The organism is Uliginosibacterium sangjuense (assembly GCF_059132465.1).
On record NZ_CP101132.1, the window covers coordinates 3,214,569 to 3,233,729 of the forward strand.

Below are 19,161 nucleotides of genomic sequence, written 5' to 3' on the forward strand. Positions count from 1 at the left end.
TGCACTTCCAGTCAATGCACGTCCTTCCAAAAGGCACGTTTGAGCAGGTAGCTCAACACGCCCAGAACCAGCAACACGGCCAATACTGCCCAGCCGATCTGTTGCCGCAGTTCGCGCGAGGGCTCCGCCATCCAGGTCATGAAGGACACGAGATCGGCGACCTGGTCGTCGAACTCATCCTTCTGGTAGATGCCGGGCTTCACGATTTCCAGGCGTTCAAGGTGCTGGACCTTGCCACCATGGCCATCGTCCTTCTCCACGAAGTGCGCGACCTGTTCGCCCTGCAACTCCCACAGCACGTGCGGCATGCCCACGCTGGGGAAGACCACGTTGTTCCAGCCGGTCGGACGCGAGTCGTCACGGTAGAACTGGCGCAGATAGGTATAGAGCCAGTCGGCCCCACTGCCATCGCCGGAGGAACGCGCACGGGTGATCACCGACAAGTCCGGCGGCGTGACGCCAAACCACTTGTTGGCATCCTCGCGGCGCAGGGCCGTCTTCATCTGCTCGCCCACCTTGTCGGCGGTAAACAGCAGATTATCCTTGATCTGTTGCTCGGTGAGGCCGATCTGCGTCAAACGGTTGTAGCGCAGCGAACTCGCGCCGTGACAGTTCAGGCAGTAGTTCACGAACAACTTGGCACCGTTCTGCAGCGACGCGTTGTCGAAACGCAAGGGGGCCTTGTCGAGTTGCAGCGCCGCACCGGCAGCCTGAACCGCAATCGGAGCCGTCATGGTCGCCACGGCCAGAACGGCAGTACGCAGCAGCTTGTTCATCAGGCTCATTTCCAGGTCACCCTTTCCGGCTCAGCTTGGGTCTTGTCCATGCGCGAATACCAAGGCATCAGCGCAAAGAACGCGAGATAGAGAATCGAACAGATCTGCGACACGATGGTGCCAACCGGCGTGGGCGGCAGCACCCCGAGGTAACCCAGGATTAGGAAGCTGACCACGAAGACCGCCAGCACGGTCTTATAGATCGGCCCCTTGTAGCGGATCGACTTGACCGGGCTCTGGTCCAGCCAGGGCAGCAGTGCGAACAGCATCACCGACCCGCCCATCAGCACCACGCCCCAGACCTTGGCGTCGATCAGGAAGAACAGCGCGATCACGACAGCGGACACGGCGACCGCGGCCTGGCGGATGATGGCCAGGCGTGCGGTCATGAAGGTCAGCCCGCCCGTTACCGCCACCAGCGCGGCCAGCCACCACATGAAGTCGGAAGTGGTCGCGCGCAGGATCGAATAGAAGGGCGTGAAGTACCACACCGGCGCAATGTGCGGCGGGGTCTTCAGCGGATCAGCCGGCAGGAAGTTGTTGAACTCCAGGAAGTAGCCCCCGCCTTCCGGCATGAAGAACACGACGGCGGCAAAGAAGAATAGGAAGACCACTGCGCCGAAGATGTCCTTGACCGTGTAGTACGGGTGGAACGGGATGCCATCCAGCGGAATGCCATTCGCATCCTTGTGCTTCTTGATCTCAACGCCGTCCGGATTGTTCGAACCAACCTCATGCAGCGCGATGATGTGCGCGGCAACCAAGCCAATCAACACCAACGGGATGGCGATGACGTGGAAGCTGAAGAAGCGGTTCAGCGTCGCATCCGACACCACGAAGTCACCGCGGATGAAGATGGACAGGTCCGGCCCAATCAAGGGAATCGCCGCAAACAGGTTCACGATCACCTGGGCGCCCCAGAAGGACATTTGCCCCCAAGGCAGAAGATAGCCGAAGAAGGCTTCAGCCATCAGGCACAGGAAGATCGCCACGCCGAACAGCCACACCAGCTCGCGCGGCTTGCGGTACGAACCGTAGAGCAGGCCACGGAACATGTGCAGATACACCACGATGAAGAAGGCCGAAGCCCCGGTCGAGTGCATGTAGCGGATGATCCAGCCGCCCGGCACGTCGCGCATGATGTATTCGACGCTGGCGAAGGCCACCGGAATGCCAGCCGCATTGAGCGAAGCATCCGGCTTGTAGTGCATGACCAGGAAGATGCCGGTCACGATCTGGATCACCAGCACCAGCAGCGCCAGTGAGCCGAAGAAGTACCAGAAGTTGAAGTTCTTGGGTGCGTAGTACTCGGAGAGATGCTCCTTGTACATCTTGGTGGCCGGGAAACGCGCGTCCACCCAATCCATCAGTTGTTGAGCCAGTTGGTTCATCGCATCAAGCCTCCGAGTCTTCGCCGATCAGGATGCGCGAGTCCGACAGGTACTTGTGCGGCGGAATCGGCAGGTTGTCGGGAGCCGGCTTGTTCTTGAACACGCGACCGGACACGTCGAAGGTCGAGCCGTGGCAGGGGCACAGAAAGCCGCCTTGCCAGTTGGCCTCCATGCCCCCTTCGGCGCCCGTCTTGAGCTTGGCCGAAGGCGAGCAGCCCAGATGCGTGCAGATGCCAATGGTGACCAGATATTCGTCCTTGATCGCACGCGCGGCACCCTTGCAATAGGCGGGCTGCTCGGCGCGCTGAGACTGCGGATCGGCCAGCTCGCCCTCCACCTTCTTCAGCGACTCCAGCATTTCCGGCGTGCGGCGCAGGATCCACACCGGCTTGCCGCGCCACTCGACGGTCATCATCTCGCCCGGCTGAAGCTTGCTGATGTCCGCCTCGACCGGAGCACCAGCCGCCTTCGCCCGCTCGGAGGGGGTAAAGCTCGCCAGGAACGGCACTGCCGCCCCCATGCCGGCCGCGCCGCCGACCACGGCCGTGGCCGCGATCAGGCCGCGGCGGCTGCAATCGCAGCTTGCCGGACCTTTGTCTTGTTGGTCACTCATGTACAACCCCGGAAGTGTTGGAATCGGAAAACCGCCGGATTATAGCGAATCCGGCAGGTCAAAAAGAAGCCTTGCCTTGCGTCAATACGCGGAAAGGCGCGCTGGTATTGGCTTTTGCGCGATCAGATCGTTTGTTGGAAGCGTCAGCACAGTCTATTGGGAGGCTTCTGATGCTTGGTTATACACTGACGGGGCGTACCCTCCTCACCCTGAACATCCGACCCAAAATGGCCAAGAGCATCATTTCCGACATGGATGGCGTCATCTACCGCGGCAAGCAGTTGATCCCGGGCGCCAAGGATTTCGTCAACCGTCTGCTGACGACGAACACCCCTTTCCTGTTCCTCACCAACAACGCAGAACAGACGCCGCTGGACCTCAAGCTCAAGCTGGAAGGGCTGGGCATCGAAGGTCTGACGCCCGACAACTTCATCACCGCGGCCATGGCGACCGCAATGTTCCTCAAGAACCAGAATCAGAAACGCCACGCCACGGCTTACGTCGTGGGCGGAGGTGGTCTGATCAACGAGTTGTACAACGTGGGCTTCTCGATTTCGGAGTCCAACCCCGACTACGTGGTGGTCGCCAAGTCCTCTACCTTTGGCTACGAGCAGTTGAAGAAGGCGGTGCGCTTCATCGACCAGGGCGCCAAGTTCATCGGCACCAACCCGGACATGATCGACCCGGTGGAAGGCGGACTGGAGCCTGCTGCCGGCACCATTCTGGCCGCCATCTCGGCCGCCACCGGCAAGAAGCCTTATATCGTGGGCAAGCCCAACTCACTGATGATGCTGCTGGCGACGCGCAAGCTGGGCGTACATCCGGAGAACGCGGTCATGGTGGGTGACCGCATGGACACCGACATCGTCGGCGGCATGGAGGCCGGCATGAGCACAGCCTTGGTGCTGTCAGGCGTATCCACGCAAGAGACCTTGGCGGAGTTTCCGTATAAGCCGGATTACATCTTCAATAACGTGGGTGAGATCGACCTCGCGGCTCTCTGAAGAAAGAGAGGCGGCGCATCACTCCGCCTGAGCGGAGGCGATGCGCCGCAGGGGCCCCGCACGAAAAATCAATGCAAGGCCGTAGAAGCTTCGACAGCCGTATCCAGCAACCAGTCGCGTGCAGCCTCCTCATCGTCGAAGACCTGAACTTCGCCCGCGAGCAGGAACTGTGACAGCCACGCGCCCCACGTCACCCACTGGTCGTCAGTCAGCACCGCGACCTGGCGAAAATCCGCGCTGTGCTGACGCGCAAAGCGCATCTGCTCGATCATGGCATCGAGCGAGCAGCGGGACATATCGCGAAAGTCCAGCAGCAACTTGATCGGCCCGCCAAAACGGATGCGGTAGGTCGACACATCCTCCAACTGGTAGCAATCGGAAAGCGAGTAGTCACCAAACGCGCGCATCTCGATGCGGTCGTCGAATACATCGGTCGTGATCATGGCACCTCCCTTGGAACTCAGCGAACACCGCCTACCTTGACTATAGGCACGCATCAAGGCCCCGGAAAGAAAAACGGCCCGCCCTGCCGGATCGACAGAACAGGCCGCCCGCGCCAGCACCGCCAGCTCGTCAGTGCTTGTCGAAGAACTGCTCGTTCTCGGTCGAACCATGCAGCGCAGTGGTGGAAGACTGGCCGCCTTCGATCACCTGCGTCACCGCGTCGAAGTAGCCCGTGCCCACCTCGCGCTGGTGCTTCACGGCCGTGAAACCGCGTTCTGCAGCGGCAAACTCAGCCTGCTGCAATTCCACAAACGCCGTCATGTTCTCGCGCGCATAGCCATAGGCCAGGTTGAACATCGAGTAGTTCAAGCTATGGAAACCGGCCAGCGTGATGAACTGGAACTTGTAACCCATCGCCCCCAGTTCGCGCTGGAACTTGGCGATGGTCGCATCGTCCAGATTCTTCTTCCAGTTGAAAGACGGCGAGCAGTTGTAAGCCAGCATCTGCCCCGGGTACTGCTTGTGGACGGCCTCGGCGAAAGCCTTGGCATAGGCAAGATCGGGCTTGCCGGTCTCACACCACACGAGATCGGCGTACGGCGCGTAAGCCAGCCCACGCGAAATCGCCTGCTCCAGCCCCGGTTTGGTGCGATAGAACCCCTCGACGGTGCGTTCGCCTGTACAGAAAGGCTTGTCGTTGTCGTCCACGTCGGAGGTCAGCAGATCGGCCGCCTCAGCATCGGTACGCGCAACCAGCAGGGTCGGCACGCCCATCACGTCAGCCGCCAGGCGTGCCGCGGACAGCTTGGCCACCGCCTCACGCGTCGGCACCAGCACCTTGCCCCCCATGTGGCCACACTTCTTCACCGACGCCAATTGGTCCTCGAAGTGCACTCCGGCCGCACCGGCGTCGATCATCGCCTTCATCAGCTCGAAGGCATTGAGCACGCCGCCGAAGCCCGCCTCAGCATCGGCCACGATGGGCGCGAAGTAGTCGAGATAACCATCGTCACCCGGGTTTTTACCCTCCGACCACTGGATCTGGTCGGCCCGTGCAAAGGTGTTGTTGATCCGCCGCACCACCGCTGGCACGGAATTGACCGGGTACAGCGACTGGTCCGGATACATCTCGCCCGCCACGTTGGCGTCGCCGGCCACCTGCCAGCCCGACAGGTAGATCGCCTGCAAGCCCGCCTTGACCTGTTGCATTGCCTGGTTGCCGGTCAGCGCCCCCAAGGCATTGATGAAGGGTTGCTCATGCAAGGACTTCCACAAGCGCTCCGCACCACGACGCGCCAGACTGTGCTCCACCTGGACAGACCCGCGCAACTGCACCACATCGGCCGCCGTGTATGCGCGCTTGACGTGACGCCAGCGCGGATTCTCGGCCCAGTCCTTCTTCAACATCTCGATCTGCATCTCGCGGTTCATGACTTCTCTCCAGTGGGTGGGGCAGGTAAAGGTGCGAACAGGGCTCGACGGCGGCCTGTCGACAAGAAGTATAGAAACCTTGATGCACGGCAGCAATGTATCTTATATAAGACACTAGAATTATTTTTGTATTATTTTTCAATCACATAAAATAGCCGTCTCACGATTTGAAATCACAAACCGCCAAATGAAATACAAATGAAATCCGTTTATGTGCAGAAGCAGCACAAGACACCCAAGGGCGACGAACCCAGACCGCCGGTCGTCCCGCTTGCGCCTCCCCTGCCCAGGCTTCTGCGGCCACAACAAAAAGGCCGCCCGGAGGCGGCCTCATTCTTCTGCAACAACGACGCCAGCGTCAGGCGTGCACCTCTTCCATCTCGTCGAAGGAGAGCACCACCTTGTCGTCCTTGCCGACGTCGATGGTGACCTTGCCGCCACTGGCGAGCCGGCCGAACAACAACTCGTCGGCCAGCGCCGAACGGATGGTGTCCTGAATCAGGCGCGCCATCGGGCGGGCGCCCATCAGCGGATCGAAACCCTTCCCCGCCAGCCACTTGCGCAACGCATCGGTAAAGATGGCCTCGACCTTCTTCTCGTGCAACTGACCTTCCAGTTGCATCAGGAACTTGTCGACCACGCGCATGATGACCTCTTCGTCCAGCGCCTTGAAGCTGATCACCGCATCCAGGCGGTTGCGGAACTCAGGCGTGAACAAACGCTTGATCTCGACCATCTCATCGCCAGTCTCACGCGTCTGGGTGAAGCCCATGGTGGATTTCTGGAGGGTTTCCTGACCCGCGTTTGTCGTCATGATGATGATGACGTTGCGGAAATCCGACTGACGTCCGTTGTTGTCGGTCAGTTTGCCGTGGTCCATGACCTGCAACAGGATGTTGTAGATGTCCGGATGCGCCTTCTCGATTTCGTCGAGCAGCAACACACAATGCGGCTTCTTGTTCACGGCTTCGGTCAGCAGGCCGCCCTGGTCAAAACCAACATATCCTGGCGGCGCCCCGATCAGACGGCTCACCGCGTGGCGCTCCATGTATTCCGACATGTCGAAACGCACCAGCTCGATGCCCAGCGTGTAGGCCAGCTGGCGTGCGACTTCGGTCTTGCCCACGCCGGTCGGTCCGCTGAACAGGAAGGAGCCGATCGGCTTGAGCGGGTTGCCCAGGCCCGAGCGCGACATCTTGATGGCGCGGGCCAAAGCCTCGATGGCATTGTCCTGGCCGTACACCATGTTCTTCAGGTCACGATCCAGATTCGCCAACGCGGCGCGGTCGTCGTTGGACACCGAACGCGGCGGGATGCGTGCGATCTTGGCCACGATTTCTTCGATCTCGCCCTTGCCGATGGTCTTCTTCTGTTTGCTCTTGGGCAGGATGCGCTGCGCGGCACCCGCCTCGTCGATCACGTCGATGGCCTTGTCGGGAAGGTGACGGTCATTGATGAAGCGCGCCGACAACTCGGCCGCGCTGGTGATCGCCGCGGCGGAGTACTTGATGCCGTGGTGCTCTTCGAAGCGCGACTTGAGACCCTTCAGAATCTCGATGGTCTCCGGCACGCTGGGTTCGTGCACGTCCACCTTCTGGAAGCGCCGTGACAGTGCATGATCTTTCTCGAAGATCGTGCGGAACTCGGTGTAGGTGGTCGCGCCGATGCACTTCAGTTGCCCCGAAGACAACGCCGGCTTCAACAAATTGGACGCGTCCAGCGTGCCACCCGAGGCGGCGCCCGCTCCGATCAACGTATGAATCTCGTCGATGAACAGGATCGCGTTCTGGTTGTCGACCAGTTGCTTCAGCACCGCCTTGAGGCGTTGCTCGAAGTCGCCGCGATACTTCGTGCCAGCCAGCAATGCGCCCATATCAAGGGCGTAAACCTGCGCGTTCTCCAGCACTTCCGGCACTCGCCCCTCGATGATACGGCGGGCCAAGCCCTCGGCGATGGCGGTCTTGCCGACACCGGCCTCACCCACCAGCAAGGGGTTGTTCTTGCGACGGCGGCACAAGGTCTGGATCACGCGCTCCAACTCCTTGTCGCGCCCGATCAAGGGGTCGATCTTGCCCACCAGCGCCTGCTGGTTGAGGTTCTGCGTGTAGTTCTCCAGCGCCCCGCCGGGAGAGGCGGCTTCGCCCTGCTCGCTCTCGCCCTGCTCTTCGCTGGACTTGGGCTGCTGGCTGGGCGGCTGCGGCGCACGCGTCACGCCGTGCGAGATGAAGTTCACCACGTCCAGGCGCGAAATGCCCTGGCGCTGCAGGAAGAACACCGCGTGCGAATCCTTCTCGCCGAAGATCGCCACCAGCACGTTGGCGCCGGTCACTTCCTTCTTGCCGGAAGACTGCACATGCAGGATCGCGCGCTGGATCACCCGCTGGAAACCCAGCGTGGGCTGCGTGTCGATCTCCTCCGAGCCCGACACCGTGGGTGTGTGCTCGGCGATGAAGCGCGTCAGCTCGCGACGCAACTCCTCAATATTGACGGCACAGGCCCGTAATACTTCGGCCGCCGAGGGGTTGTCGAGTAAGGCGAGCAGCAAGTGCTCGACGGTAATGAATTCGTGCCGCTTCTGGCGCGCCTCGACGAATGCCATGTGCAAGCTCACTTCCAGTTCCTGCGCGATCATTACTCTTCCTCCATCACACAAGCCAGCGGGTGCTGGTGCTGCTTTGCAAAGTTGCTGACCTGTTCAACCTTCGTCGCGGCAATGTCACGCGGAAAAAGGCCACACACGCCCTGACCCTCACGATGAACTTCGAGCATCACGCGAGTCGCGCGTTCGCGGTCCATCGCAAAAAACCGTTGCAACACATTCACCACGAAGTCCATCGGGGTGTAGTCATCGTTGAGCAGGAGGACCTTGTACATCCGCGGGGGTTGCAGCTTGGTCCGCTCGGCCTCGAGGACATGTTCCGTTTGCTTGCGGGTTGCCATGCGACCCATTCTAAACGCTTCGACTGTGGTTTCAAGGTTGGGACTCCTGCGTCTTTCTCAAGCTCATCGGCGCTTGAAGCGAGCACGACGCACCTGCAGTGCAACAGACGACAGTCATGACAATGCACGCCCCGTTTGATCTAGTTCTAGCAACTCATGTGCCCGATCCACGACACACCCACGATCAATTCGTGCGGGGGTGCACCATGCCCTTTCGGGAAACGAGGCATTGACGAGCGGCAAGGCTTGGCGTAAAAGCCGCCTGTGCTCAAAAGTGGTGCTCCGTCCCGACCCAATTGAGCGCACGGCGCGGTTGCGGTCCCACCTCTACCCCAAGAAGCATGTCCGCACTGCACGGAGATAAACACGAGGATCTGAAGGAAAGAGTGATGGCAACTGGTACCGTGAAGTGGTTCAATGACTCCAAGGGCTATGGCTTCATTACGCCCGACGATGGCAGCGAAGATCTGTTCGCGCATTTCTCCGCAATCACCATGAGTGGCTTCAAGACGCTCAAGGAAGGCGAGAAGGTCGCGTTCGAAGTCCTGCAAGGCCCCAAGGGCAAGCAGGCCTCGAACATTCAGCGCGCCTGATCCAGGCAACAGGTCTGTCTGACCATTGAAGCCCGCCTCGTGCGGGCTTTTTTCATTTGCGGCCCCGACTCCGTCCATGAGTACCGTCGTCCTGTTCAACAAACCTTTCAACGTGCTGTGCCAGTTCACCGACGAGCACGGACGGCAGACCCTCGCCGACTTCATCGACATCCCGGACGTTTACGCTGCCGGCCGCCTGGATGCCGACAGCGAAGGCCTGCTGTTGCTGACCGACGACGGCGCCCTGCAGCACCGCCTGGCAGACCCGCGCCACAAGGAGGCCAAGACCTATCTTGCACAGGTGGAAGGCGTGCCGGACGAGGCAGCGCTTGAACACCTGCGGGCGGGCGTGGACCTGGGCGATTTCGTCACCCGGCCGTGCCAGGCGCGCATCGTCGCCGAACCCGATTGGCTATGGCCGCGTCAGCCACCCATCCGGTATCGCGCGAGCATTCCCACCACCTGGCTGGAACTGGTGCTGACCGAAGGCAAGAACCGCCAGGTCCGGCGCATGACCGCCCGTGTCGGGTTCCCGACGCTGCGTCTGGTTCGTGTAGCGATTGGCGCCTGGACGCTGGAGGGACTGCAGCCTGGCGAATACCGGGTGCAACGCGCACCGCCGGCGGCACGGCGACGGATGCGCTGATATCGCCGCCCTCCCTCCACCCCACCACGCACTGCGTCACCAAGCGCTATGATCCGGCCACCGTCCTGACGCCAATCGACTATGAGACCGTTCCTGATCCCCATCCTGGCCTTGTTGGCCGCCAGCGCCCTGGCCCAGGCTTTCCCCCGTACCGGACTGAGTATCGGCATGTACCGCATCGAGGCTGAAGTGGCGGCCTCCAACGAGACGCGCATGCGCGGCCTGATGCACCGCAAGGAGATGGGCGCCCAGCAAGGGATGCTGTTCATCTTCGACGGCACGCAACGCCACTGCATGTGGATGAAGAACACCTTCCTGCCGCTGTCGGTGGCGTTTGCTGACGAGAGCGGCAAGATCCTCAATATCGAGGACATGCAGCCGCAGACCGAAACCTCGCATTGTGCGGTCGAGCCGGCGCGCTACGCGCTGGAGATGAATCAGGGCTGGTTCAAGGCAAAAGGCATCAAGCCCGGGGCCCGCATCCAGGGCATCCCGGGGCTGAAGCAGTAGTCAGTCAGCGGCCGGAGCCGCCGAGGAGGACGGCCACGGCGCGCGCACCTTTACGGCGCGGCGCAACAGTGCTGGCGGACGGCGTTGCCGCGCTGTCGGAAGTTTCGTACGGGCGGGAGAAGTCGAAGCCGTCCGGCGCCACCTGGGGCGCGGCAGCCGGCGCCGCCGCACGTGCGGGGCGGCGGCTACGCCGCACCTGGTCGGGCGAGACGTCGGGGCCAAAGCCAGCCACGACTTCCTGCGGGATCTTGATCTTGATGAGCTTTTCAATGGCCTGCAGGCGCAGGCTCTCTTCCGGCGCCACCAGGGAGATGGCCGTGCCCTGCTTGCCCGCGCGCCCGGTGCGCCCGATGCGGTGCACGTAGTCTTCGGCATTGGGCGGCAGTTCGAAGTTCACCACATGCGGCAGGTCGTCGATGTCGATGCCACGCGCGGCCACGTCGGTTGCGACCAGCACGCGTATCGTGCCGTTCTTGAAGCCTTCAAGCGCCTCCTGGCGCTGCTGCTGGTTCTTGTCGCCGTGGATCGCATCGGCCGACACGCCTTCCTTCTGCAGGTGACGCGCGAGGCGTGCGCAGCCGAACTTGGTGCTGACGAAGACCAGCACCTGGGTCAGCCCCTTCTCGGCCAGCAGGTGGGCCAACAGATCGCGCTTGACGCTCTCGGCCACCGGGTGGACGACGTGGGTGATGGTCTCGCCCACCGTGTTGCGACGCGCGACCTCGATGAGCTGCGGGCTGCGCAGCATGGTATCGGCGAGCTTCTTGATCTCTTCCGAGAAGGTAGCGGAGAACAACAGGCTCTGACGCTGCGCCGGCAGCAGGCCGAGGATGCGGCGGATGTCCGGAATGAAGCCCATGTCCAGCATGCGGTCGGCCTCGTCCAGCACCAGCACGCCGACCTGGCTCAGCAGGATGCTCTTCTGCTCCACGTGATCGAGCAGGCGGCCCGGCGTGGCCACCACGATCTCGATGCCACTACGTAGCTCGGCCATCTGCGCTTTCATGTCCACCCCGCCATAGATGACGGTGGAACGCAGCGGCAGGTACTTGCCATAGGTTTGCACTGATTCGTGCACCTGGATCGCCAGTTCGCGCGTGGGCGTGAGGATCAGCGCGCGCACCGGGTGCTTGGCGGGCGAGGTGCTGGTGTTGGCGAAGCGGGCCAGACGCTGCAGCAACGGCAGCGTGAAGCCGGCCGTCTTGCCAGTGCCGGTCTGGGCGCCGCCCATGACGTCCTGTCCAGCCATGACCACGGGAATGGCCTGGGCCTGGATGGGGGTCGGTTCGGTATAGCCGGCCTCCTCGACTGCACGCAGCAGTTCGGGGATCAGGCCCAGATCAGCAAAACTCATGGGATATTGGATAGCGCGAGACGTTCGCGGCTCAAGTGAAAACCGGTCAAGTATAACTGCTTGATCCGATTAAGCCGATTGCATTACTCAAGGCGCGCCAGATAACCCGTGATTTCCTCGCGGTCATGGTAGAGATGACGCAGGCGCAGGGTGTAGTCGCCGGCAGTCTGACGCATGCGCTTGTCGATGATGGTGCAGCAGCGGTCCACCTCGTCCAGGCGTTTCTTCATCGGCAGCTTGAGGTTGAAGATGGCGCGCTTGCAGCGCCCGCCCCCCACCCAGTCCGCCACCAGGGCGGCGATGCGCGCCGGCTGCTCGACCATGTCGCAGACCATCCAGTCGACCGGGGCGCGCGGCCGCCAGGTGAAGCCATCGGCACGTGCGTGCTCGACCATCTCGGTCGCCAGTACGGCCGGCGCCAGGGCGCCGTTGTCGACGGCGGTCACGCGCAGGCCGCGCTCGACGAACACCCAGGTCCAGCCGCCGGGGGCGGCACCAAGGTCCACCGCCCGCTGGCCGGCGCGCAGGAACTGGCTGCGCTCCTGCTCGTCGAGCAGGCTGTGCAGGGCCTCCACCAGCTTCAAGGCGGACCGGCTGGGCGCGCCGCGCGGCTGACGCAGGCGCGGGATGCCCATGGGCCAGGGCGAGGCGTCCTTGGGATAGGCCAAGGCGAGCTCGGCCCGGCTGGAATCGTGGAAGAACAGGTGCAGGCGCGGCAGGCGGGCATCGTCGCGCAGCAGGCCGTCTTCCTGCAGGGCACGTTCAAGATGCGGCATGAAACGCTTGAGAAAGCCCGACAGCTCCTTCGCCTCGTTGGTGTCGGCCGTCTCGCCGAGCACCCCGCTGAAGCGCTGGCCCAGGCCGGCGATGGCCTGACGCAGGGGGCTCAGGCGGTCGTCGGCTGGCAGGTCGGCGAGGCTCGCCAGCCAGGCCAGGCGCTGGCGCGGGAAGATCCAGTGCCGCATGGGCAAGGTGTCGAGCAAGCCGGCGGCATCGGCAGGCTCATGCAACTGGAACACGGTATAGCCGGTATCCGGCTTGGCGCGGGCGAAACCGCTGAGACCTTGGCGCTGCAGCAGCGCACCGGCCTCGGCGGCACACTCGCCCTCGAAACCGGGGCGGCAGTAGAACAACAGGCCAATGGCTTGGGGCATGACGGGGCGGTAGCAGCGCCGGCCGCAGGGCGGCGGCGCCGGTCTGTTCGGCGAGGGAGGCGCGCATGTTAGCCGATCCGGCCCGCCGGAGGGGACCTCCTGCCCGTAGGGCTTGCGGACGATCTCAGGGTTCGAAATCGAGCAGCAGCACCGACATGTCGTCGTGCGCGCCCTGCCCGGCCAGATGCTGGTCCAGTTCGGCGCGTAACTGCGCCAGGCAACGCACCGCCTCACCACCCCCCTGCTGGACGGCGCGGATCAGGCCCGCGTAGCCGAACTCCTCGCCCTCGGGCGAACTGGCCTCGACAATGCCGTCGGAGCACAGCAGGAGTTGCCCGCGCGCCTGCCACTGCAGACGATGGGTCACGAACTCCGACACCTCCGCCTGCTGGATGCCCAAGGGCAGGTGCGACGAGGCATAGCGTTCGACCACCTGGCCCGTCGCGTCCAGGCGCAGCACGTCGGGCATGCCGCCGACGAACAGCTCGCCGCTGCGCCGCGCCGGGTCGAGGCAAACCGCCGCAAGCGATACGAAACGCCCGCTGGGCAGCATGCGGCACAAGGCCTTGTTCATGGTGGCCAGCATGTCGGCCAGGTGTTCGTCGTCGGCCACCGAGTCGTAGAAGTCGCCGACGATGGCCAGGCCGCTCATGGCCGCCGCCAGGCCATGGCCGGTGGCATCCGCCACCACGCCGTAGAGGCGGCCGGAGGGCGAGCGGGCGGCCAGCACCATGTCGCCCGAAAAGCGCTGGGTGGGGACGACCAGGTGATGCACGCCCTGCGCCTGCAGGGCCTCGCGGCGAATCAGGCGCTCGATGACTTCCTTGGCCAGTTCGGCTTCGGCCTCCGCCTCGTCGTGGTAGCTCTGCAGGCGCGCCGCATCATCCAGGAGCTGGCGGGCGACGCGGCGACGTTCGCTGATGTCACGCACGACACCGATGAACAGTTGGCTGTCCTCGCCCGGCAAGGGACTGATGCACAGCTCGATGGGGAAGCTGCGGCGCTGCGCGTCGCAGGCCGTGACCTCGACGACCCGCCCCAGCAAGGGGTCGCCGCCCGCGGCGGGCGGGCGCTGCAGGGTCCGGCGCAGACGCTCGCCCAGACCATCGCCGAGCAGATCGAGGAAGCTGCGCCCCTCCAGCTCTGCGCCATGAACGTGGAAGATCTGGCGTCCGGCGCGGTTGCAGTTGACGATGGTGCCATGGGTGTCGAAGGTGATGATGCCGTCCACCACCGCGTCGGACACCGCGCTCTCGCGTCGGATCGCGGTCTCGCGCGCACGCTGGAACTCCAGGGTGCGCGCCATGTTACGCATCTTGGCCGCGAACACCTGGTAGGACAGGGGCTTGGTCATGTAATCGTCGGCCCCGGCTTCCAGGCCACGCACGATGTCGTACTCGGCATCCATGGCCGAGACGATGACGATAGGCACCCAGGCCGTGGACGGCATGGCGCGGATGCGGCGGATGGCCTCGAAGCCGTCGATGCCCGGCATCATGAGGTCCATCAGCACGATATCGGGGCGGATCGCGGCGAACTGCTCGATGGCCTGCAAGCCGTCCTCGGCCATCAGGGTCTCGAAACCCAGGCGTGCCAGATAGGCCCGCAGCAGGGTGCGGTTGGCCAGCGTGTCGTCGGCGACGAGGACGCGAAACTTGGGGGAGTGCACGAGCGGGCTCGAAATCGGGTTCACGAGGGGTGGGGGTCAGACCGGCTGCGCCATCGCACCGGCCTCGGCCGCGCTGAAACGCACTTCGACCTCGTTGCCCTTGCCGTGATAGCGCAGGTCGGAAAAGGCGATCTCGCGCGCCAGCACGATGCCCCGCCCGTTGGGGGCGAAGGCGCGCTCGGGCGAAATCTCGACGAAGCGCTCCCAATCGAAGCCGGGCCCCTCGTCGCGCACCCGCACCACCCAGTCGGCCACGTCGCGCCGCACGGTGACGCGCACCCGCTTGTTGCGGTTCTCCGGCAGCACGAGGCGGCGCAGCACCTCGTCCATCCAGCAGTCCTCGGTCTTGAGGCGCGACTTGGCGGCGAAGTCGATGCCCAGGTTGCCGTGCTCGATGGCATTCACGAACATCTCGGCCAGACCCATGGCGACCACTTCCGGACGCTTGGCAACCAAGGCCAGCAAGGCGGCCAGCGACTCGGCCTCGTCCAGCGTGCTGAGTGCGAAATGCGCCTCCTCGGTCAGGGTCAGCGCCGCACCGTGGTTGGCGATGCGCCGGCTCAGGTCGGCCCAGCGCTGGCGGTCACCCAGGGCGGCACGCACGATGGACAGCAGGGTGCGCGCCTCGAAGGGCTTGGTGAGGTAGTAGTAGGCGCCGGCGGCCAGTCCCTCGCTGACCTGGTCAGGCGCGGCGGCGGCAGTCTGCATGACCACCGGCAGGTGGCTGGTGCGCTCGTCGGTCTTGATGCGGCGGAGCAGGCTCATGCCGTCCATGCCGGGCATCATGCGGTCGAGCAGGATCAGCTCGAAGCCCGCCGGATTGGCATCGAGCAAGCGCCAGGCCTCCTCGCCGGACCCCGCCAGGGTGAGGCGGTAATCCGAGCTGTCCAGGTACTCAGAGATGATCTCCAGGTTCAGGGGTTCGTCGTCGACGACCAGCAGCGATGCACTCACGTTTCTGACTCCAGCGGTTCGACAGGCCCGTCATGCACGGGGGCGGCAGGCAATTGCACCACGAATTCGGCCCCTCCGCCGGGTCGGTTGCGGGCGAAGATGCAGCCGCGGTGCGCCATCACGATCTCGCGGCAGATCGCCAGCCCCAGGCCGGTGCCGCCGGCGCCGGTGCGGGTGGCGGTACTTTGCACGAACTTCTCGAACACGGCCTCCAGTTCCTGCGGCGGGATGCCCGGCCCATTGTCGCCCACCACGATCTCGAGGCCCGCCACATCGCGCTCGTCGCTCGCCCGGCGGCCGCGCGCCAGCAGGTGGGGCGCCGCCGAGATCAGGATGGGCGAGCCCTCGGCAGTGAACTTGATGGCGTTCGACAACAGATTGCGCAAGACCTGGCCCAGCCGTGCCGGGTCTGCCCAAGCCAACGGCAGATCCGGCGGAATGTTGAGTGTCAGACGGACCTGCTTGGCCTGCAGCCAGGCCTCGTACTCGTGCGCCACCTCCTCCGCCAGGCGACCGACCGATACGGCATGCAGGTCCATGTGCATGCGCCCGGCTTCAAGCTTGGACAGGTCTAGCAAGTCATCGAGCAGGTGCATCAGGCGTTTGCCGGCGAAGTCGATGCGCTGGAAATAGTCGCGCAGCTTCTCCACCGGCACCTGCTGCGCGCGCGCCTCGCCCAACTGGGCGAAGCTCAGCACCGCATGCATCGGCGTACGCAATTCGTGCGACATGTTGGCGAGGAACACTGACTTGGCCTCCAGGGCGCGCTCGGCGGCCTCCTTCGCGCGCACCAGGTCGTCGGTCTGCTCGCGCACCAGTTCGGCCAGGCGGTCGCGGTGGCGGCGCAACTCGTCCTCGGCCGCGCGCCGGCCACTGATGTCGGTCTGGGTCACGATCAGGCGCAGCACACGACCATGCTCATCGCGCGCCACGACCTTGCCGCGGGCGAGCAACCACAGGTAGCGGCCGTCGCGGCAGCGCAGGCGGTGTTCGTGGATGTAGAGCGGGCTGCCGCCCTGGATGTGCGCCTCCAGCGTGGCCAGGCAGTTCGCCGCGTCGTCCGGGTGCAGGCGCCCCTGCCATTCGTCCATGCCTTGGCCGATCTCGTCTTCGGCGTAGCCCAGCATGCGTTTCCAGCGCGGCGAGTAGAACACGCTGTCGCGCGCGGCATCCCAATCCCACACCCCATCGCCCGCGCCTTCCAGTGCGAACTGCCAGCGCGCCTCGCTCTCTCTCAAGGCGGCCAGGGCCGCATCGCGCTCACTGGTGTCCTGCACCAGCCCCCAGATCTGCGACACCCGCTCGCCCTCGCGCACGACGATGCCACTCACCAACACGGGCACCGGCCAGCCATCCTTGCGCAGGTAGTGTTTGGCAAAGGGCGCACAATGCCCCTGGGCCAGCATCAGGCGGGCCTGGGCCTGGTCCAGCGCGTGTTCCTCGGGCGGCGAAATGTCGGCATGGCGCAAGGCCAGCAGCTCGTCGCGCGTGTAGCCCAGGGTGCGCAGCAGGCTGGGGTTGGCATCGAGCAGGCGGCCATCGTCGCCGATCAACGCCATGCCCAGGGGCGCCTGCTCGAAGAGAATGGCAAAGCGGTGCAGGGCGGCACGCAGGCTGGCCTCCATCTCGCGCAGGGGGGAAATGTCGGTATTGATGCCGACCAGCAGCGGCTCGCCGTCCAGCCCTTGCAGCGCGACCTTGCGCACCAGCGTGCTGCGCACCCGGCCGGCCGGGTCGATCAGCGGATATTCGTGCTCCAGCAGCGGCGGCGCGGTGCCGGCGAACAAGCTGTCCTCGGCCAGTTCGATCTGGCGCGCCACCTCGGGATCGGCATGGTCGTAGGAGGTGGCGCCCACGATGTCTTCCTTGGCACAGCCGCGCGACTCGGCATGAGCCCGGTTGGTCAGCACGTAGCGATGTGCGCGGTCCTTGATGAACACGGGGTGCGGCAAGGCATCGAACACGGCCTGGTAGAAGCCGTGCAAGGCGGCCTGGCGCTCCTGCTCCTCGCGCAACTGGGTCAGGTCCTCTGTGCTGGTGAGGATCACCGGGCGGCCGTCAGGGCCCTCACAGCGCACCTTGGTGATGCGCACGTAGTCGCTGTGGCCGTCGGGCCGCCTGAGCCACAGGTTGGCCACTTGCGGCTGGCCGCTGGCCAGGGTGGCGCGGTCCATCGCTTCGAGCTGGACGGCCATCGCCTCGTCGACGATGCGGTGCGTGCGGTGGCCCAGGAAGTCTTCGCGCGCGCGCTGCTCGGAGCGGCAGTAGGCCTGATTCACGAAGGTCCAGTGCAGTTCGGCGTTCTTCACACTCAAGGGCACCGGCAAGGCATCGAGCAATGCATCGAGGAAGTCGCGGTAGCGCTCCAGTTGCCGGCGCTGCGCCATCTCACCAGACACGTCCGACACCGAGGCGGTGACCCGCTGCAGCCCCCCCTCATCGACCTGGGCCAACGCACGCACGCGCAACCAACGATCCGCGCCGGCCTGCTCACGCAGGCGCACCGTCTCGTCCAGCGCCCGCAGCCCATGCCCCAAGCCACGCAAGGCGCGCACCAGCAGGCGCCGGTCGCGCGTGCGGACCTGGCGCAACAAGTGGGTCAGCCTGGGCTCGGCCATGTTCAAGGCCAGCATCGCCCGCAAGCGCTCGGAGCAGAACAGGCGCCGGTTCTCCGGCACATACTCCAGCGCGCCTTCGCGCGACACGACCAGGGCCCGCTGCAGACGCGCATTGCCGGCGTCAAGTTCGCGCGTGACGTCATCCACCCGCCGTGCCATCCATTCGCGCTGTCCACCCAGGCCCAGCACCAGCGAAGCCAGGAGCGCACCTCCCAGCAGGTAGCTGAGGGCCGCGACCAGCCCCTCGGGAGCCGTCGCGTCGGCCGTCCGCGGCAGCACCTCGACCCGCCAGGGCGGCGACACCAGGTGGGCGACCGCCGGCATCACGCCCTGCTCGGCCTGCGGCCAGTCCCGCGTACGGTAAGGTTCAAAGCCGTCCGCGCTGCTCACGCGCACTCGGAAGCCGGCCGGTCCCAATTCCGCCAGGCGCTCCGGCAGCCAGTCGGACAAGGCCACGACCGCCACGCTAATGCCGCCGTCCGCCGCCACGACCGGCAGCGCCAGCAGGCCGCGCGTGGGTTCGTCGACAAATGGGCTGAGCAGGTAGCCCACGGGCAGGCTGTGCCAACTGCCCACGCGTCGCCGGAGCTGCTCCAGCAAACCGTCGATCTGATCCGTGGAAAGGCGGGCACCATCGTCAAGCCAGGCGACTGCCAGCGTGCCCCCCTGTGATGAGAGCTGGGCCAGCACGCGCACACGCGCCGCCAGCAGGTCCGGGCGCAGGCGCTCGGCCGCGACGGCGAACTGGGGAGGGGTGTCGCCCACGCGAATCCCCAATTGCAAGGCGCGCAGCAGGAGTTGCACGCCCAGCACGTCGTCCTGCAGGCGGGTGGCGACCCGGTCGACCTGCTGACGCGCGCTCGACTGCTGGTTCTCATGCGCGGCGTGGACCTGGCGACGCCATTCCAGCACGCCCAGGACGCCCCCCAGGAGAAGCACCAGCATGGCGATCGCGGCAACGATCCACAAGCGTCGCCGCGTCGGTTGTCGCCTGCCATCAGAAACGCCGTGTTCCGCTTCGATCGCCGCCTCTCCCGCCTGTCCGCCTTGGGGATGCTCGCCCC

The 19,161-nt window shown here is 64.7% G+C and carries 16 protein-coding genes; 4 read left to right on the forward strand and 12 right to left on the reverse strand.

Going from position 1 to position 19,161, the window contains the following annotated elements; genetic code table 11:
- Positions 1 to 11 precede the first annotated feature (11 nt).
- Genes NMB43_RS14760 through petA form a run of 3 tightly spaced genes read right to left on the reverse strand, consistent with a single transcriptional unit; the run spans position 12 to position 2,780 of the window.
- The gene (locus tag NMB43_RS14760; RefSeq protein ID WP_494348921.1) at positions 12 to 785 is read right to left on the reverse strand and encodes a cytochrome c1; all 774 of its coding nucleotides are present in this window, start codon (positions 783 to 785) and stop codon (positions 12 to 14) included.
- Entirely contained in the window at positions 782 to 2,167 is a 1,386-nt protein-coding gene (locus NMB43_RS14765; RefSeq protein WP_494348922.1) for a cytochrome b, read from the reverse strand. The genes NMB43_RS14760 and NMB43_RS14765 overlap by 4 nt, the downstream gene beginning before the upstream one ends.
- A gap of 4 nt (positions 2,168 to 2,171) precedes the next feature.
- On the reverse strand, positions 2,172 to 2,780 hold the full coding sequence (gene petA, locus NMB43_RS14770; protein ID WP_494348923.1) for a ubiquinol-cytochrome c reductase iron-sulfur subunit: 609 nt from the start codon (positions 2,778 to 2,780) through the stop codon (positions 2,172 to 2,174).
- Positions 2,781 to 2,950: 170 nt separating this feature from the next.
- Between petA and NMB43_RS14775 the strand changes: the two genes are divergently transcribed.
- Positions 2,951 to 3,784, forward strand: a complete 834-nt coding sequence (locus tag NMB43_RS14775; RefSeq protein ID WP_494348924.1) for an HAD-IIA family hydrolase — start codon at positions 2,951 to 2,953, stop codon at positions 3,782 to 3,784.
- 68 nt (positions 3,785 to 3,852) lie between these two features.
- Here NMB43_RS14775 and NMB43_RS14780 read toward each other — a convergent pair whose 3' ends face one another.
- The 4 genes from NMB43_RS14780 to clpS all read right to left on the reverse strand — a co-directional run bounded on the left by NMB43_RS14780 (position 3,853) and on the right by clpS (position 8,599).
- Positions 3,853 to 4,227 (reverse strand): SpoIIAA family protein, encoded by a 375-nt coding sequence (locus NMB43_RS14780; protein WP_494348925.1) that lies wholly within the window; start codon positions 4,225 to 4,227, stop codon positions 3,853 to 3,855.
- 130 nt (positions 4,228 to 4,357) lie between these two features.
- Complete coding sequence (gene aceA, locus NMB43_RS14785; protein WP_494348926.1) at positions 4,358 to 5,659, reverse strand: isocitrate lyase; 1,302 nt, start codon at positions 5,657 to 5,659, stop codon at positions 4,358 to 4,360.
- 358 nt (positions 5,660 to 6,017) lie between these two features.
- A complete protein-coding gene (gene clpA, locus NMB43_RS14790) occupies positions 6,018 to 8,291 on the reverse strand; it encodes an ATP-dependent Clp protease ATP-binding subunit ClpA (protein WP_494348927.1) in 2,274 nt (757 codons plus the stop codon).
- Positions 8,291 to 8,599: an ATP-dependent Clp protease adapter ClpS gene (clpS, locus tag NMB43_RS14795; RefSeq protein WP_494348928.1), complete on the reverse strand. Its 309-nt coding sequence runs from the start codon at positions 8,597 to 8,599 to the stop codon at positions 8,291 to 8,293. The genes clpA and clpS overlap by 1 nt, the downstream gene beginning before the upstream one ends.
- A gap of 389 nt (positions 8,600 to 8,988) precedes the next feature.
- Between clpS and NMB43_RS14800 the strand changes: the two genes are divergently transcribed.
- From NMB43_RS14800 to NMB43_RS14810, 3 genes are all read left to right on the forward strand, one after another.
- Entirely contained in the window at positions 8,989 to 9,192 is a 204-nt protein-coding gene (locus tag NMB43_RS14800; RefSeq protein WP_494348929.1) for a cold-shock protein, read from the forward strand.
- Positions 9,193 to 9,268: 76 nt separating this feature from the next.
- A complete protein-coding gene (locus tag NMB43_RS14805) occupies positions 9,269 to 9,838 on the forward strand; it encodes an rRNA large subunit pseudouridine synthase E (protein ID WP_494348930.1) in 570 nt (189 codons plus the stop codon).
- 81 nt (positions 9,839 to 9,919) lie between these two features.
- Positions 9,920 to 10,348, forward strand: coding sequence for a DUF192 domain-containing protein (locus NMB43_RS14810; protein ID WP_494348931.1), 429 nt, complete (start codon positions 9,920 to 9,922; stop codon positions 10,346 to 10,348).
- A gap of 4 nt (positions 10,349 to 10,352) precedes the next feature.
- Here NMB43_RS14810 and NMB43_RS14815 read toward each other — a convergent pair whose 3' ends face one another.
- The 5 genes from NMB43_RS14815 to NMB43_RS14835 form a co-directional block, all read right to left on the reverse strand.
- Positions 10,353 to 11,702 (reverse strand): DEAD/DEAH box helicase, encoded by a 1,350-nt coding sequence (locus NMB43_RS14815; protein ID WP_494348932.1) that lies wholly within the window; start codon positions 11,700 to 11,702, stop codon positions 10,353 to 10,355.
- 83 nt (positions 11,703 to 11,785) lie between these two features.
- Positions 11,786 to 12,856 (reverse strand): 23S rRNA (cytidine(2498)-2'-O)-methyltransferase RlmM, encoded by a 1,071-nt coding sequence (rlmM, locus tag NMB43_RS14820; RefSeq protein WP_494348933.1) that lies wholly within the window; start codon positions 12,854 to 12,856, stop codon positions 11,786 to 11,788.
- 124 nt (positions 12,857 to 12,980) lie between these two features.
- Complete coding sequence (locus tag NMB43_RS14825; RefSeq protein ID WP_494348934.1) at positions 12,981 to 14,525, reverse strand: SpoIIE family protein phosphatase; 1,545 nt, start codon at positions 14,523 to 14,525, stop codon at positions 12,981 to 12,983.
- Positions 14,526 to 14,561: 36 nt separating this feature from the next.
- Positions 14,562 to 15,479: a response regulator gene (locus tag NMB43_RS14830; RefSeq protein WP_494348935.1), complete on the reverse strand. Its 918-nt coding sequence runs from the start codon at positions 15,477 to 15,479 to the stop codon at positions 14,562 to 14,564.
- The gene (locus NMB43_RS14835; protein ID WP_494348936.1) at positions 15,476 to 19,042 is read right to left on the reverse strand and encodes a PAS domain-containing sensor histidine kinase; all 3,567 of its coding nucleotides are present in this window, start codon (positions 19,040 to 19,042) and stop codon (positions 15,476 to 15,478) included. The genes NMB43_RS14830 and NMB43_RS14835 overlap by 4 nt, the downstream gene beginning before the upstream one ends.
- Between the last annotated feature and the right edge of the window lie 119 nt (positions 19,043 to 19,161).